15 protein-coding genes are annotated in these 14,736 nt (G+C 71.6%); 12 read left to right on the top strand and 3 right to left on the bottom strand.

The genetic code is table 11. The features are described from left to right. Positions 1-24: 24 nt before the first annotated feature. From ACFFIA_RS34015 to ACFFIA_RS33990, 6 genes are all read left to right on the top strand, one after another. Complete coding sequence (locus ACFFIA_RS34015; protein WP_377259092.1) at positions 25-2,754, top strand: Rne/Rng family ribonuclease; 2,730 nt, start codon at positions 25-27, stop codon at positions 2,752-2,754. Positions 2,755-2,765: 11 nt separating this feature from the next. Continuing rightward, positions 2,766-3,281 carry a hypothetical protein gene (locus tag ACFFIA_RS34010; protein ID WP_377259089.1) on the top strand — a complete coding sequence of 172 codons (516 nt, stop codon included), beginning with the start codon at positions 2,766-2,768 and terminating at the stop codon, positions 3,279-3,281. Positions 3,282-3,412: 131 nt separating this feature from the next. Continuing rightward, on the top strand, positions 3,413-3,727 hold the full coding sequence (gene rplU / locus ACFFIA_RS34005; RefSeq protein WP_377259086.1) for a 50S ribosomal protein L21: 315 nt from the start codon (positions 3,413-3,415) through the stop codon (positions 3,725-3,727). 12 nt (positions 3,728-3,739) lie between these two features. After that, on the top strand, positions 3,740-3,997 hold the full coding sequence (gene rpmA / locus ACFFIA_RS34000; protein WP_377259083.1) for a 50S ribosomal protein L27: 258 nt from the start codon (positions 3,740-3,742) through the stop codon (positions 3,995-3,997). Between the two features lie 103 nt (positions 3,998-4,100). After that, positions 4,101-5,540 (top strand): GTPase ObgE, encoded by a 1,440-nt coding sequence (gene obgE, locus ACFFIA_RS33995; RefSeq protein WP_377259080.1) that lies wholly within the window; start codon positions 4,101-4,103, stop codon positions 5,538-5,540. 62 nt (positions 5,541-5,602) lie between these two features. Further along, positions 5,603-6,019, top strand: a complete 417-nt coding sequence (locus ACFFIA_RS33990; RefSeq protein WP_377259077.1) for a GNAT family N-acetyltransferase — start codon at positions 5,603-5,605, stop codon at positions 6,017-6,019. Positions 6,020-6,270: 251 nt separating this feature from the next. On the opposite strand, the gene ACFFIA_RS33985 is transcribed toward ACFFIA_RS33990, so the two are convergent. After that, complete coding sequence (locus ACFFIA_RS33985; protein WP_377259074.1) at positions 6,271-7,911, bottom strand: MFS transporter; 1,641 nt, start codon at positions 7,909-7,911, stop codon at positions 6,271-6,273. Between the two features lie 72 nt (positions 7,912-7,983). Further along, positions 7,984-8,961 (bottom strand): tryptophan--tRNA ligase, encoded by a 978-nt coding sequence (gene trpS, locus ACFFIA_RS33980; RefSeq protein ID WP_377259071.1) that lies wholly within the window; start codon positions 8,959-8,961, stop codon positions 7,984-7,986. A gap of 297 nt (positions 8,962-9,258) precedes the next feature. On the opposite strand from trpS, the gene ACFFIA_RS33975 reads away from it, so the two are divergent. Next, positions 9,259-9,762, top strand: coding sequence for a hypothetical protein (locus ACFFIA_RS33975; RefSeq protein WP_377259068.1), 504 nt, complete (start codon positions 9,259-9,261; stop codon positions 9,760-9,762). Positions 9,763-9,770: 8 nt separating this feature from the next. On the opposite strand, the gene ACFFIA_RS33970 is transcribed toward ACFFIA_RS33975, so the two are convergent. Continuing rightward, the gene (locus ACFFIA_RS33970; RefSeq protein WP_377259151.1) at positions 9,771-9,989 is read right to left on the bottom strand and encodes a DUF397 domain-containing protein; all 219 of its coding nucleotides are present in this window, start codon (positions 9,987-9,989) and stop codon (positions 9,771-9,773) included. A 145-nt stretch (positions 9,990-10,134) separates the two neighbouring features. Between ACFFIA_RS33970 and pepN the strand changes: the two genes are divergently transcribed. The 5 genes from pepN to ACFFIA_RS33945 all read left to right on the top strand — a co-directional run bounded on the left by pepN (position 10,135) and on the right by ACFFIA_RS33945 (position 14,712). Next, the gene (gene pepN / locus ACFFIA_RS33965) at positions 10,135-12,588 is read left to right on the top strand and encodes an aminopeptidase N (protein WP_377259065.1); all 2,454 of its coding nucleotides are present in this window, start codon (positions 10,135-10,137) and stop codon (positions 12,586-12,588) included. A gap of 54 nt (positions 12,589-12,642) precedes the next feature. Further along, positions 12,643-13,236, top strand: coding sequence for a nicotinate-nucleotide adenylyltransferase (gene nadD / locus ACFFIA_RS33960; RefSeq protein WP_377259062.1), 594 nt, complete (start codon positions 12,643-12,645; stop codon positions 13,234-13,236). A 53-nt stretch (positions 13,237-13,289) separates the two neighbouring features. Continuing rightward, complete coding sequence (rsfS, locus tag ACFFIA_RS33955; protein WP_377259059.1) at positions 13,290-13,673, top strand: ribosome silencing factor; 384 nt, start codon at positions 13,290-13,292, stop codon at positions 13,671-13,673. Next, positions 13,670-14,299, top strand: a complete 630-nt coding sequence (locus ACFFIA_RS33950) for a histidine phosphatase family protein (RefSeq protein ID WP_377259056.1) — start codon at positions 13,670-13,672, stop codon at positions 14,297-14,299. Before rsfS ends, ACFFIA_RS33950 begins: the two co-directional genes overlap by 4 nt. Before the next feature lie 125 nt (positions 14,300-14,424). Then, entirely contained in the window at positions 14,425-14,712 is a 288-nt protein-coding gene (locus tag ACFFIA_RS33945; protein ID WP_377259053.1) for a hypothetical protein, read from the top strand. Positions 14,713-14,736: the final 24 nt, after the last annotated feature.

Here is a 14,736-nt window from a genome sequence, read left to right as displayed (position 1 = left end):
GGCCGCCAGAACTGGAGAACGCCCATGCTCGACAACGAGCCAGAGGGCGGTGACCGGACCGGTTCCGAGCCGGCCGGCGATACCGCCGAAAGCACCACCCCTACGAAGCGCGCCCGCACCACGCGGCGCAAGGCGGCCGAGCCAGCCGAGCCCGGTACGGAGGCCGTCACACCGACCCGGAGGCGGCGAAAGACCGCGGCAGCGGATGAATCAGGCGCAACGCCGGAAATCGCTGCGGAGCAGGCGCCGGTCGTCGAAGAGCCCGTACCGGCGAAGACCACGCGTACCAGGCGGAAAAAGGTCGCGGTGGCCGCCGAGCCGCTGACCGAGCCGACCGCTGAGCCGGTGGTCAGCGAGCCCGCGGTCAGCGAGCCGGCGGCGGTCGAGCCGCCAGCTGAGGAGGCGCCGCCGAGCCGCCGGCGCCGGGCCGCCCTGTCCGCACCGACCGTGCTGTTCATGGCCCCCGAGGCGGAGGAGCCGGAGCCGCCCGCGAAGACCGCCCGGAAGGCGCGCGCGGAGAAGGCCGCGGAGCCCGCGGCCGAGCCGGAAGCCGCTCCCGCGGCGGCCGCCCCCGAGGAGGCCCCCGAGGCGGAGGAGCCCGCGCGGCGGCGGCGCCGCGGACGGCGTACCACGGAAATCGAGGCGGAGCCGGAGGTCACCGCGGAGGTCACCACCGCGGAGGCCGAAGAGGACGAGGAGGACGAGGAAGAGGACGAGGACGGCGCCGGCGGTCGCCGGCGGCGCCGCCGTGGCCGGCGCGGTCGAGGGCGCGGTCGTGGCACGGCCGACGACGAACTCGACGAGGAAGAGGCCGCGGCCGAGGCGGCCGACGAAGGCGAAGAGGACGAAGACGGCGAGCCGCTGACCCGCCGGCGCCGGCGGCGCCGGCGCAAGGGCGCGAGCGACGTCGAGTCCGGTGCCGACGACGGCGTGCCGACGGTCGTCAAGATCCGCGAGCCGCGGCGCGGCAGCGACGAGGTGCAGGGCGTATCCGGCTCGACCCGCCTCGAGGCCAAGCGCCAGCGCCGCCGTGACGGCCGCGAGCAGCGCCGCACGCGCCCGCCGATCCTGAGCGAGTCGGAGTTCCTGGCCCGCCGGGAGGCGGTCGACCGGGTCATGGTCGTGCGCCAGCGCGGCGACCGCACGCAGATCGCCGTCCTCGAAGACGGGGTACTCGTCGAGCACTACGTGACCCGCGCCTCGGCCGGCACCATGGCCGGCAACGTCTACCTCGGCAAGGTGCAGAACGTCCTGCCCAGCATGGAGGCGGCCTTCGTCGACGTGGGGCGGGGCCGCAACGCCGTGCTCTACGCCGGTGAGGTCAACTGGGACGCCACCGGCCTGGAGGGGCGGGCCCGCTCGATCGAGCAGGCGCTCAAGTCGAGCGACTCGGTGCTCGTGCAGGTCACCAAGGACCCGATCGGCCACAAGGGCGCGCGGCTGACCAGCCACATCGCGCTCTCCGGGCGGCACCTGGTGTACGTGCCGCACGGCAACGCCTCCGGCATCAGCCGCAAGCTCCCCGACAACGAGCGCAAGCGCCTGCGCGACGTGCTGAAGAAGCTCGTGCCCGACGGCGCCGGCGTGATCGTGCGCACCGCCGCCGAGGGCGCGAGTGAGGACGAGCTGGCCCGCGACGTCAAGCGGCTCCAGGCGCAGTGGGAGGACATCCAGGCGCGGGCGGCCGAGGGCGGCGCCCCGGCGCTGCTCTACGAGGAGCCCGACCTGGTCATCCGGGTCGTCCGCGACCTGTTCAACGAAGACTTCCGCGAGCTTGTGGTGCAGGGCGACGGCGCGTACGACATGGTCGAGACGTACCTACAGCACGTCTCGCCCGACCTGGTGGCGCGGCTGCGGCGGCACACCGGCACGGTCGACGTGTTCGCCGAGAAGCGGATCGACGAGCAGATCCTCAAGGGGCTCGACCGCAAGGTCTTCCTCCCCTCCGGCGGCCACCTGGTCATCGACCGCACCGAGGCGATGACGGTCATCGACGTCAACACCGGCAAGTACACCGGCGCGGGCGGCAACCTCGAAGAGACCGTCACGCGCAACAACCTCGAGGCGGCCGAGGAGATCGTGCGCCAGCTGCGGCTGCGCGACCTGGGCGGCATCGTCGTGATCGACTTCATCGACATGGTGCTGGAGTCCAACCGCGAGCTGGTGCTGCGCCGCCTCACCGAGTGCCTGGGGCGTGACCGCACCAAGCACCAGGTCACCGAGATCACCTCGCTCGGCCTCGTGCAGATGACCCGCAAGCGGATCGGCGCGGGGCTGCTGGAGGCGTTCAGCGAGACCTGCGAGCACTGCAAGGGGCGCGGCCTGATCATCCACACCGAGCCGGTGCCGGCGCGCGGCTCGTCCGGCTCCGGCGGTGGCGCGGGCGCGGGCGAGAAGGTCAAGGCCGTCGCCGCCGCCTCCCGCCCCGAGCCGACCGCAAACGGCTCGTCGGGCGTGGTCAGCGGTCGCCGTCGCGGCCGGAAGGGGAGTGCCACGACCTCCGTCGCGCCCGAGCCCGCCGCGGCGACGCCGGCTTACGACGAGGACGAGACGATGGGGTACGACCTGTCGCGTTACGAGAACGCGATGGAGGACGACCCGGTCGTGGCGGACGCGGTGGAGCCGATGCGCCTGGCCGGCCCGGACGACCCGGACGGCCTCGACGAGGATGACGACGCCGAGGAGGCGACCGCTGGCGCGGGGGGCCGGCGGCGTACCCGGCGCGGTGGTGCCCGGCGGCGTACACGCCCGTAGGCTTGCCTCCCATGAGTCGAGCTCGGGCGCTGGCGGTCGTCGTCGCACTCTTGTTGGTGGGGGCGGGCTGTTCGGCCGACCGGCCGTCCGCTGCCCCCTCCGCCAGCGTCTCCACGTCGCCCGGTGCTCCCGCCGGCGCGGCCGGTTCGCCCGGCGCCCAGGGCTCTCCCGGGGTGACCGAGACCGGACCGGCCGCCGGCAACGCCAAGGAGGTCTGCGCCGCCGCGCTGGCCGCCGGTGGCAAGGGGGTCACCACGTTCCTCGTCGAGCTGAGCAAGATGGCCGAGGCGGCGGGCAAGGGCGACGGCAAGGGCGAGTACGAGGCCCGGCAGAAGGCCGAAGCGGCGCTCGCCACCTGGGCCAACAGCGTCAAGGAGCAGGCGGCAAAGGCGACCGACGCGCGGCTGCGCACCGTGCTCACGGAGATCGGCGACGAGGTGGGCACGATGCGCGCAGACATCGGCAGCGTCGACAGTGCCAAGCTCGACCAGCTCCAGCAGCGGCTGGATACGCTGTGCGCCGCGTAGACGATTTGGCGGCGCGCCGGTCGGTGGCGTACGCTTGCCGGTGGCGCACGGTTGTGCGCTCGGTTTCTGTGTGCCCGCAATAGTTTGTGTGCCAGTAAATGATCCGCTTAGCGACAGGGAGTCCGCGTCCGATGTACGCGATCGTCAAGACCGGCGGCAAGCAGTACAAGGTCGCCGAGGGCGACGTGATCGAGGTCGAGAAGCTCGTCGGCGAGCCCGGCGACGCGGTCACTCTTCCCGCGGTGCTCATCGTCGATGGTGACGACCTGGTCACCGACGCGGCCGCGCTGGCGAAGGTCTCGGTCTCCGCCGAGATCGCCGCCCACACCAAGGGCCCGAAGATCCGGATCCACAAGTTCAAGAACAAGACCGGTTACCACAAGCGCCAGGGCCACCGTCAGCCGCTGACCCAGGTCAAGGTGACCGGCATCTCGAGCGGGAAGTAAGGACGAGGCGACATGGCTCACAAAAAGGGTGCTTCCAGCTCGCGCAACGGTCGCGACTCGGAAGCGAAGCGCCTCGGCGTGAAGCGGTTCGGCGGGCAGGTCGTCAGCGCGGGCGAGATCCTCATCCGCCAGCGCGGCACCAAGTTCCACCCTGGTGACCTGGTCGGCCGCGGCGGCGACGACACGCTGTTCGCGCTGGCGGCGGGTTCGGTCCAGTTCGGCACCAAGCGCGGGCGTAAGACCGTCAGCATCGTGCCGGCGCAGCAGTAGCAGCTTTCGGCTTTCCGGAGCGGGCCGCGGACCCTCGGTGGGTCCCCGGCCCGTTTCGTTTTTGTGCTCCTTCCGGCCGTTGATTCGTTGAGAGGATCGAGACGTGGCGACCTTTGTCGACCGGGTCGTGCTGCACCTGCTGGCGGGTGACGGCGGGCACGGTTGCGTCTCCATCCACCGGGAGAAGTTCAAGCCGTTCGGTGGGCCCGACGGGGGCAACGGCGGGCACGGCGGGAGCGTCTCGCTCGTCGTCGACCCGCAGGTGCACACGCTGCTCGACTTCCACTTCCGCCCGCACATCAAGGCGGAAAACGGCAAGGGCGGGCAGGGCTCCAACCGCGACGGCGCCAACGGTGCCGACCTCGTGCTGAAGGTGCCCGACGGCACGGTCGTGCAGACCGTCGGCGGTGAGACCATCGCCGACCTCGTGGGCGCCGGCACCACGATCGAGATCGCCCGCGGCGGTCGGGGCGGGCGGGGCAACGCGGCGCTCGCCAGTTCGCGCCGCAAGGCTCCGGGCTTCGCCGAGCTGGGCGAGCCCGGTGACCGGCTCGATGTCGTACTCGAACTGAAGAGCGTCGCCGATGTGGGGCTGGTCGGCTTCCCGTCGGCTGGCAAGTCGTCGCTGATCTCGGTGCTCTCCGCCGCCAAGCCGAAGATCGCCGACTACCCGTTCACTACGCTCGTGCCCAACCTCGGCGTCGTACGGGTCGACAACCACACGTTCACGATCGCTGACGTACCCGGCCTCATCCCGGGCGCCGCGACCGGCAAAGGGCTGGGGCTGGAGTTCCTGCGCCACATCGAGCGGTGTGCCGTGCTCGTACACGTCGTCGACGCCGCCACGCTCGAGCCCGGCCGCGACCCGCTGAGCGACATCGACGCGATCGAGGCGGAGCTGGCCGAGTACGGTGGCCTCGCCGACCGCCCCCGCCTGGTGGTGCTCAACAAGGTCGACGTGCCCGACGCCCGCGACCTGGCCGAGATCACCCGCCCGGACATCGAGGCGCGCGGGCTGGCCGTCTTCGAGGTGAGCACGGCGACCCGCGAGGGGCTCAAGGAGCTGACGTACGCGCTGGCCGACCTCGTGCAGCGCGCTCGTGACCTGGCACCCGCGCCCGAGCCGACGCGCATCGTGATCCGCCCGCCCGCGGTCGACGACGCCGGCTTCACGATCACCGAGGAGGCCGGGGCGTACGTGGTGCGCGGCCCTCGACCCGAGCGCTGGGTACGCCAGACCAACTTCGACAACGACGAGGCGGTGGGCTTCCTCGCCGACCGGCTGGAGCGGCTGGGCGTGGAGGAAGCGCTGGCCAAGGCTGGTGCGGAGCCCGGCGACCTGGTGCGGATCGGGGCGCGGGAGTTCGACTGGCAGCCGACCGCGGGGGCGTACGCGGCTGGCCCGCGCGGCACCGACATCCGGCTGGAGGAGCCCTCGGCCCGGGCCACCGCGGCCGAGCGGTTGGCCGCGCACCGGGCCCGCCAGCCACAGCGCGACCCCACCAGCGGCGCTGTAGTGGAGTCGGACTCTACGGACGAATAGTGTCCGTATCCGGGCCACATGCACGAAACCTGTCGGAAATCGCGTCCGGCTACTTTGGACCGGTGTTGATAGAAGCCCGCCCTGTCAACGACGCCGAGCTGGGCACGTTGATCACGGCGTTGCACCGGGAGCTCCGTGAGGCCGGCGGTGGGCCTTCTACCAGCTTCTTCGCCGGCGACGACGCGCAGCACCTGGTGGGCGTCATCGATGGCCGGGCGGTGGCGTGCGGCGCACTCCAGGCGCTCGACCGGGAGATCGGCGCCATCAGGCGGATGTATGTGCGGCCCGCGTTCCGGCGCCGCGGCATCGCCCGCCAGATGTTCGCCGCGCTGGAGGAGATCGCGCTCGACGCGGGCCACGCGGTGCTCCGCCTGGAGGCAAACTTCTACCTGCCAGCCGTCCTGGCGCTGCTCCGCTCCGCCGGCTATGGCGAGACCGCGGCAAACGCCTTCGAGAAGCGGATCCTTGTCGCCGCCTGAGCGCCGTGCCGTGTGGTGCCTCGCTGGCCGCCTCCGGCGCGAGGGCCGGGGCGGCCCTTGCTCTGCTTCCCGATCGGAAACGGCCCGGCGTCCGGTAGCGGACGCCCAGGTGCCTCCTCGGGGAAGCAGAGCAGGGCCGGGGGTCAAACGGCGGAGGGTGAGGCTGCGGGAGCAGCGGCCTGGACCACGGCTGACATCGCGGTAGCCCAGTTCACAAGGGTTGGACGGCCCTGCCCGAGCGGGACCGGCGCTCAGCCACCTACCGCGGCGGGCGTGGCGTCCTTCTCGGGCGTGGGCGTGCGGGCGCGGCCGCGGATCAAGAGGCACGAGATGGCCGCCGCCGCCAGGACCGCCAGCGGGAGGATCAGCGTGAGGCGCATCGCGTGCGTGAAGCCCTCGCGGAAGGCGCGTTCGGCGGCGCCGGCGAGTGCCTGCCGGGCCTGCTCGGGCAGGCCCGGTGGCAGGGAGACACCGGTCTGGCCGGCGCCGACGTGGAGGCTGCCACTGCTGGCGCCGCTGAAGCCGGCGACGAACTGCTCGCGGTACTGCGGCGGCAGCGTGCCGGCCTGGTCGCGCGCGGCCTGCGGGAGTTCGGTCGCCAGTCTTGCCTGGAGGAGCGCGCCGACCGCGGCCGAGCCGACCACGCCGCCGAGCTGACGGCTGGTGTTGATGAGGCCGGAGGCGGCGCCGGCCATGCGCGGGACGATGTCGCGCATCGCGATCGTCTGGAGCGGCGCGAACGTCATGCCCAGGCCGGTGCCGGCGACCAGCAGGCCGGGCAGCAGGCTCCACTGGCCGGCGTCGGCGCGGGCCAGCCACACCACCAGACCCATGCCGAGCGACCAGAGGGTGAGGCCGGTGAACAGGATCCACTTGCCGCCCATGCGGTCGGCGGCCCGCCCGGCGAACGGGGCGATGAACATCGTGAGTACCGACATCGGGGCCAGCGCGATGCCGGCTTGGAGCGCGCTCAGGCCGATCACCGACTGAAGGAAGATCACCAGGGGCAGGAAGAGCCCGAGCATGCCGAACGCGATCGCGCCGACCACCCAGTTCATCAGCGAGAAGTTGCGGTCCGAGAAGATCGAGAAGGGTACGAGCGGCTCCTTGGCCCGCGTGGCGTACTGGTGGGCGAAGAAGGCCACCATGACCAGTACGCCGGCGCCGATGACCATCGGGATCGTGATCGCGCCCCACACTCGTCCCCAGTGGTGCGACTCGCCCTCGATCAGCCCGTACGTGATCAGGAAGAGCCCGGCGGTGGCCAGGAGCGTGCCGGTCCAGTCGAGCCGGTGGCGGCGGTTGAGCTTGAGGTTGGGCATCACGACCGCGGCGAGCGCGACGGTGACCACGCCGACCGGCACGTTGACGAAGAAGATCCACTGCCAGCCCCAGTCGGTGACCAGGTAGCCGCCGAGTGTGGGGCCGGTGACCGTGGCGACGCCGGCAACCCCGCCCCACACGCCGAACGCGGCCCCCCGCTTCTCCGACGGGAAGATCACCGTGATCACCGAGAGGGTCTGGGGCGTGAGCAGCGCACCGCCCACGCCCTGCACGATCCGGGCGGCGACGAGCTGGCCGGGGGTGGTGGCGAAGCCGCAGGCGGCCGAGGCCAGCGTGAACACCACCAGCCCGATGATGAACAGCTGCTTGGGGCCGTACAGGTCGCCGAGGCGCCCCGCGGTGATCAGGAGGACGGCGTAGACCAGCACGTACGCGTTGACGATCCACAGGAGTTGGGCGAGCGACGCGTCGAGGTCGGCGCTCATGTCCGGGATCGCGATGTTCACGATCGTGGTGTCCAGCAGGATCATGAAGAAGCCGAGGCAGAGCGTCGCGAGCACCAGCCAGGGGCTGTGTCGCCGCTCGGTCGCCTCGTGCGATGCGCTCATCGGTGCGCTCCCTCCCTCGTCATGATCCCCCTCCGACCACCTCAGCACGGAATGGCCCGATCCGCCGGACCATCAGGCGACCAGGCCGATTGCCCGGCGGGCCCGGTGCACCGTCTTGGCGGTCGCGTCGTGGGCTCGCTCCGCGCCGTCGGCGAGCACCGTCCGCACGTACCCCGGATCGCGCGAGAGTTCGCTGAAACGGAGCTGGATGGGGCGGATGGTGGCGACCACCGCCTCGGCGACCGCGCGCTTCAGCGCGCCGTACGACCCGAAGCCGGCGGCCAGCGCGGAAGGTGAGTCGCCCGCGCAACCAGCGAGGATCTCCAGCAGGTTGGCCACACCCGGCCGGGTCTCCGGCTCGTAGCTGACGATGTCGCCGGAGTCGGTGACCGCCCGCATGACCTTCCGCTCGATCACCTCGGGCGGGTCGAGCAGGTAGATCGTGCCGGGCGTGCCGCTGGTCTTGCTCATCTTCGCGGTCGGGTCGGACAGGTCCATCACCCGCGCGGCGACCTCGGGGTTGACCGCGCGCGGCACCACGAACGTCTGTCCATAGTGGGTGTTGAACCGGGTCGCCACATCGCGCGCGAGCTCCAGGTGCTGCCGCTGGTCGTCGCCGACCGGCACCTCGGCGCCGTCGTGCAGCAGGATGTCGGCGGCCATCAGCACCGGGTACGTGAGCAGGCTCAGCCGCGTGCCCTGCCCCGACGACCGCTCCTTGAACTGGATCATGCGGTGCGCCTCGCCGTAGCGGGTCGCGCATTCGAGGAGGTAGTGCAGCTCGGTGTGTTCGGGGACCTGTGACTGCACGTAGAAGAGGCTGCGGTCGGGGTCGACGCCGGCGGCGAGCAGGAGCATCGCCACCTCGAGCGTGAGCTGCCGCAGCTCGGCGGGGTCGTGGGGCACGGTCATCGCGTGCAGGTCGGCCACGAAGGTCACCGGCCGCGTCCGCCGCTGCGCGGCGACGACCGGCCGGATGGCGCCGAGCAGATTGCCCAGCTGGAGGTGGCCGGTGGGCTTGAAACCGGTGAGGGTCGCGGTGGTCGTCATCCAGGGCTCCTTTTTCGGGTACGGGAGCCGCCCTGATCCGGGCACGCGAAACGGCCGCCCGGAGGGGCGGCCGTGGTGTCTGGGTGAACGCGGATGCGTGTGGGCCGCCCGTCAGGCGGTCCACCAGCCAAGATGCCGAAGCGTCATCCGCATGGCGGTAACAGTAGCAGGGGGCCAGGTGCTGGCCCCTGTGTTGGCTCCTCCGGTGGGGGTGGGGGGTGGGCTTTGCTGGAGGCTGGTTCGAGGGGGTGGCGAGCCTCGGCGACCGGCTGTGGTGGAGCCTGCGAAGGAGGGGTCGTGGCGCTTCAGGAGTTCGTGCTCGTGGTGGTGGGCGCACCGGGCGAGGTGGCCCTGCGGTCGCACGACGGTCTCGCACCAGCGCCCGGGCCGCGTGACGGTGTCGGCGCGGTGCTGGTATGCCGCGAGGTCCCCGACCTGGCCGAGGCGGTGACGGCGGCGGTGCGCGACGTCGAGTCGGCCGGCCTGCGTCCGGTGCGCGTGGCAGCCAACGACTGGGTCACGCTGGCCGACATCGCGGCCCGCATCGGGCGTTCCCGCGAGATCGTGCGGCTGTGGTCGGTGGGCCGGCAGGGGCCGGGCGGCTTCCCACCGCCGCTCAACCTGGGATGTGACACGTCGTTCTACAGCTGGGCGGAGGTGGCGCCGTGGCTGCGCCGGGCGGTCGACTGCGACCTGCCCGACGAGGAGCCGGTGCTCGTGGCGATGAACCTCGCGCTCCAACTTCGCCGGCTGGCACCGCGGATCAGCCGCATGGACGCCGTGCGCGCGCTGGTGGGTTGACCGGTGGCTCAGTCGACGTCAAACTCGCCGTCCTGGGCGCCACCGACGAAGGCGTCCCACTCGTCCTTGGTGAAGACCAGCACCGGCCCGTCGGGCTCGCCGGCGTTGCGCAGGCCGATCAGGTCGTCGACGAAGGCGACCTCGACCGCGCTCTCCGACCCGTCGCCCTTGGCCCGCTGCCACACCGCCCGGCTCAGGTCGAAGTCACCCTTGGGGTGCTGGGCCATCGCACGCTCCTTAGCCGAGGCGCCCACCGAGGGCGTCGTGGGACCGATCACGCAGGAAGGCTATAGTCCTGCGTCCCGTGCCGCGAGCGCGCCCCGCCCGCTGGCGGCTCCTGGGCTACCGGCCGTGATCGGGCAGGATGGGCGGATGCGTAGCCTCACCCGGGCCGAGGCGGCCGAGCGCGCCGAGCTGCTCGCCGTCGAGTCGTACGCCGTGGAGCTGGACGTCACCGGTGGCGACGAGCGGTTCCGGTCGACGACAACGGTCCGATTCCGGTCGGCCCGGGCCGGCGCGGCCACGTTTGTCGAGGTCAAACCGGCGCGCCTGTGGTCGGCACGGCTCAACGGGGTCGATCTCGACGTCGCCACGCTCGACGGCAACCGGCTCCCGCTGCCCGCGCTCGCCGAGGCCAACGAGCTGGTGGTCGAGGCGGAGATGGCCTACTCCAACACAGGCGAGGGGCTGCACCGCTTCGTCGACCCGGCCGACGGCGAGACCTACCTGTACGCGATGTCCTTTCTGGACGACGCGGAACGCATCTTCGCCTGCTTCGACCAGCCCGACCTCAAGGCGCCGCTCGCGCTGACCGTGCACGCGCCCGAGGGGTGGGTGGTGGCGGCAAACGGTGTGGGCGAGGGCGACGGGCGGTTCGGGGCCACGCCTCCGCTGGCCACCTACTTCTTCTCGCTGATCGCCGGTCCCTACCACGTGCGGAGCGACGAGCACGACGGCATCCCGCTGGGGCTGTACTGCCGGCGTTCGCTCGCCGCCCACCTCGACAAGGACGCCGACGAGATCTTCGAGATCACCAAGGCGTGCCTCGACCGGTTCCACGAGCTGTTCGGTGTGCGTTATCCGTTCGGCAAGTACGATCAGGCGTTCGTGCCGGAGTTCAACGCGGGGGCGATGGAAAACCCGGGGCTGGTGACGTTCCGCGACGACTACGTCTTCCGGTCGGTCGTGACCGACGGCGAGCGGGAGTGGCGGGCCACCGTGATTGCCCACGAGATGGCGCACATGTGGTTCGGCGATCTGGTCACGATGCGGTGGTGGGACGACCTCTGGCTCAACGAGTCGTTCGCCGAATACCTGGGCGTGCGGGTGACCGCCGAGGTGACCCGCTTCGACCGGGCGTGGACCACGTTCGGCTTGCGCCGCAAGGCGAGTGGCTACGTCGCCGACCAGCGCCCCTCCACCCATCCCGTGGCGCCGGAGGAGGTGCTCGACGGGGCGCACGCGCTGCTCAACTTCGACGGCATCTCGTACGCCAAGGGCGCCTCCGTGCTGCGCCAGCTCGTCGCGTGGCTGGGCGACGACGCGTTCTTCGCCGGGCTGCGGGCGTACTTCGCCGCACACCGCTTCGGCAACGCGACACTCGCCGACCTGCTCGACGCGCTCGCCGAGGCGAGTGGGCGCGACCTGCGCGGTTGGGCCGAGGTGTGGCTGCGCCAGTCGGGCGTCAACACGCTGCGGGCCGAGCCGACCATCGTGGACGGTCGCTACCAGAGTGTCCACATAGTGCAGACCTGCTCGCCCCGCCCGCACCGGGTCGGCCTCGGCGTGTACGACGGACCGGTGCTGCGCCGGCTCGTCTCGGTCGACTTCGACGGGGAGCGTGCCGAGGTGCCCGAGCTGGCGGGCGAGCCGGCCGCCGACCTGTTGCTGGTCAACGCGGGCGACCTGACGTTCGCCAAGGTGCGGCTCGACGACGCCTCGGCCGCCGCCGCGACCCGCATCATGCCGGGGCTCGACGACCCGCTCGACCGCGCCCTGCTGTGGTCGGCCACTGTCGACTCGGTACGCGACGGCGACCGGTCACCGGCCGACCTCGTCGCGCTCGTGGTGACCGCGCTGCCGCTGGAGACCGCGCCGATGGTGGTCGAGGAGGTGCTGGGGCTGACCCGCGACCTGCTCGACAGATACCTCGACCCGGTGCCCCGGGAGATCGCCCTCCAGCCGGTGGCGATGGCCTGCGACCGGTTGCTCATCGCGGCACCGCCTGGCGGTTCGCTCCAGCTCGCCGCCGCCCGCGGGCTGATCGAGGCGAGCACCGACGCGCGCCGCCTCACCGGTTGGCTCAAGGGCAAGGGCGCACCCGATGGGCTGCGGATCGACACCGACCTGCGGTGGGCCCTGTGGTACCGCCTGGTGGTGCTGGGGGCGGCCGGCCCGAAGCAGATCGACGCCCAACTGGACGCCGACCGCAGCGCGACCGGGCAGCAGTGGGCCGCCCGGTGCCGCGCCGCGCTGCCCGACGCCGCGGCCAAGGAGCGGGCCTGGCGGATCATCGCCGAGGACACCGAGCTTTCCAACCGGCTCGTAGAGGCGCACGCGGAGGGCTTCTGGCAGCCGGAGCAGGCCGAGCTGACCAAGTCCTATGTGGAGCGATACTTCGCGGAGATGCCGGCTGCCGCGCGGCTGCGTACCCCCTGGAGCGCCGATCGGGTCGCCAAGCGTGCGTTTCCCCGGTTCGCCGTGGCGAAATCGACCCGGAAAGCGGCCGCGGCGCTGCTCGCCCGCGACGACATTGCGCCCAGCCTGCGCCGGATCGTGATCGATGCGGATGACGACCTGCGCCGCGCTCTCGCCGCTCGAGGGTGACCAGCGCTGCCCCTTGCGGCACGCGGACGCTCGGCAGCGATCTACGATTCGGCCATGGCGGACGATACGCGGCGGATCGGCATCATGGGTGGCACATTCGACCCGATCCACCACGGGCACCTCGTGGCGGCGAGCGAGGTCGCCAACCGCTTCGCGCTCGACGAGGTGGTCTTCGTACCCACCGGCGAGCCGTGGCAGAAATCGGACGAGGCGGTCAGCCCGGCCGAAGATCGTTACCTGATGACCGTGATCGCCACCGCCTCCAATCCGCAGTTTCAGGTCAGCCGCGTCGACATCGACCGGGAAGGCCCCACCTACACGGTCGACACGCTGCGTGACCTGCGCGCCGAATACGGCCCCAAGGCGGAGCTCTTCTTCATCACCGGGGCGGACGCGCTGCAGAAGATGCTGTCCTGGAAAGACACCGACCAGATGTTCGAGATGGCGCACTTCATCGGCGTGACCCGCCCCGGGTTTGCGCTCTCCGACGACCACCTGCCCGCCGACACGGTCAGCCTTGTGCAGGTGCCCGCCATGGCCATCTCGTCGACCGACTGCCGGGCGCGCGTCGCGATGGGCAAGCCGGTCTGGTACCTCGTGCCGGACGGTGTGGTGCAGTACATCGCCAAGAGGCGCCTTTACCGGTGATTTGTCGGCTTTAGTCGTGCGCGCCTTCTCCTCGTGTGTGAGAGGCTTGTCGGGTGAGTGCATCCGAGCGCGCCCGTGAGATGGTGCTGAGCGCCGCCCAGGCGGCCGCCGACAAGAAGGCGCAAGACATCGTCATCATCGACGTCGCCGACCAGATGGTGATCACCGACGCCTTCGTGCTCGCCTCCGCGCCCAACGAGCGGCAGGTGCAGGCGATCGTCGACGCGATCGAGGAAGCCCTGGTCGACCTGCCGGAGAAGGCAAAGCCGGTGCGGCGCGAGGGTGAGCGTTCCGGGCGCTGGGTCCTGCTCGACTACGTCGACATCGTGGTGCATGTGCAGCACACCGAGGAGCGGGAGTTCTACGCGCTCGACCGCCTGTGGAAGGACTGCCCGACGATCCCGTTTGTGGATCGCGCCCTGGTAGAGGCGGAATGACCCGTCTCATCGTCTGGCGGCACGGCAACACCGACTGGAATGCCACCGACCGGGTCCAAGGTCAGACCGATACCCCACTCAACGATCTCGGCCACGAGCAGGCCGCGGCTGCCGCACCGCTCCTGGCCGCCTTTCACCCCGACGCGATCGTCGCCAGCGACCTGCGGCGCGCCGCCGATACGGCCTCCGCGCTGGCCGCGCTGACCGGGCTGCCGGTGCGCACCGACCCGCGGCTGCGCGAGCGCTCCTACGGCAAGTGGCAGGGCCTCACGATGGCGGAGGTGGCCGAGCGCTTTCCGGCCGAGCACGCCCGCTGGCGGGCCGGCGAGCAGCCGCAGAGCTGTGACGTCGAGACCCTTGACGACCTGGGCAAACGTGTCGGCCAGGCGCTTCAGGAGGCGGCCGACCAGGTGCCCGGCGGCACGATCGTGGTGGCCACTCACGGCGGCGCGGCGCGGCAGGGCTGCGGCTTTCTGCTCGGCTGGTCGACCGACGTGCTGCGCCGGGTCGGGCCGCTGCAAAACTGCCACTGGACCGACCTGGGCCACGACCCGATCCGCGGCTGGTGGCTGCGCGCGCACAACGCGGGCCAGTCCGCGCACCGCCCGACTCCGTCACCGGTGTGAGGAACCGCCCGAGGGCGGGTAGCGTCGCATCTGACATGGGTATCCGCAGCGTCACCGCCGTCCTCGCTCTGTCGGTCGTCGTGCTGCTCGGCGGATGCGCGGGGTCTTCGTCCGGAGGTGACAGCGTGAGTCCGTCTCCGTCATCCTCCGCGTCGGCTCCGGAAGACCTGCCGACGCCGTCCGGCAAGCCCTCCGGGGGCGCGTTGATCGAGGTCAGCGGCACTGTCGTCGAGGGCGTCGAGATGGGCTGCCGGCTGCTCGACCAGTATCTGCTGCTCCCCGGCCCCGGCATCAACCGCGACGACCTGCGGGCCGGCGCCACGCTCACCGTGCGTGGTCGGGTCGAGCAGGGCATGATGACCACCTGCCAGCAGGGTACGCCGTTCATGGTCACCGAGATCGTGTCGCGTTGACAGGCTGATCCGCTACGGTGCCGG

The sequence above is a fragment of the Phytohabitans kaempferiae genome, from assembly GCF_042433955.1.
Lineage (GTDB): Bacteria > Actinomycetota > Actinomycetes > Mycobacteriales > Micromonosporaceae > Phytohabitans > Phytohabitans kaempferiae.
The sequence above is the reverse complement of the archived record's forward strand: the minus strand, read 5'-3'. Positions and strand labels throughout refer to the sequence as shown.

Bases quoted from the DNA above. Each gene is read 5' to 3' on its own strand.
- ACFFIA_RS34015 (WP_377259092.1), top strand. From the start codon at position 25: ATGCTCGACAACGAGCCAGAGGGCGGTGACCGGACCGGTTCCGAGCCG.
- ACFFIA_RS34010 (WP_377259089.1), top strand. From the start codon at position 2,766: ATGAGTCGAGCTCGGGCGCTGGCGGTCGTCGTCGCACTCTTGTTGGTG.
- rplU (WP_377259086.1), top strand. From the start codon at position 3,413: ATGTACGCGATCGTCAAGACCGGCGGCAAGCAGTACAAGGTCGCCGAG.
- rpmA (WP_377259083.1), top strand. From the start codon at position 3,740: ATGGCTCACAAAAAGGGTGCTTCCAGCTCGCGCAACGGTCGCGACTCG.
- ACFFIA_RS33985 (WP_377259074.1), bottom strand. From the start codon at position 7,911: ATGAGCGCATCGCACGAGGCGACCGAGCGGCGACACAGCCCCTGGCTG.
- trpS (WP_377259071.1), bottom strand. From the start codon at position 8,961: ATGACGACCACCGCGACCCTCACCGGTTTCAAGCCCACCGGCCACCTC.
- ACFFIA_RS33970 (WP_377259151.1), bottom strand. From the start codon at position 9,989: ATGGCCCAGCACCCCAAGGGTGACTTCGACCTGAGCCGGGCGGTGTGG.
- pepN (WP_377259065.1), top strand. From the start codon at position 10,135: ATGCGTAGCCTCACCCGGGCCGAGGCGGCCGAGCGCGCCGAGCTGCTC.
- nadD (WP_377259062.1), top strand. From the start codon at position 12,643: ATGGCGGACGATACGCGGCGGATCGGCATCATGGGTGGCACATTCGAC.
- ACFFIA_RS33950 (WP_377259056.1), top strand. From the start codon at position 13,670: ATGACCCGTCTCATCGTCTGGCGGCACGGCAACACCGACTGGAATGCC.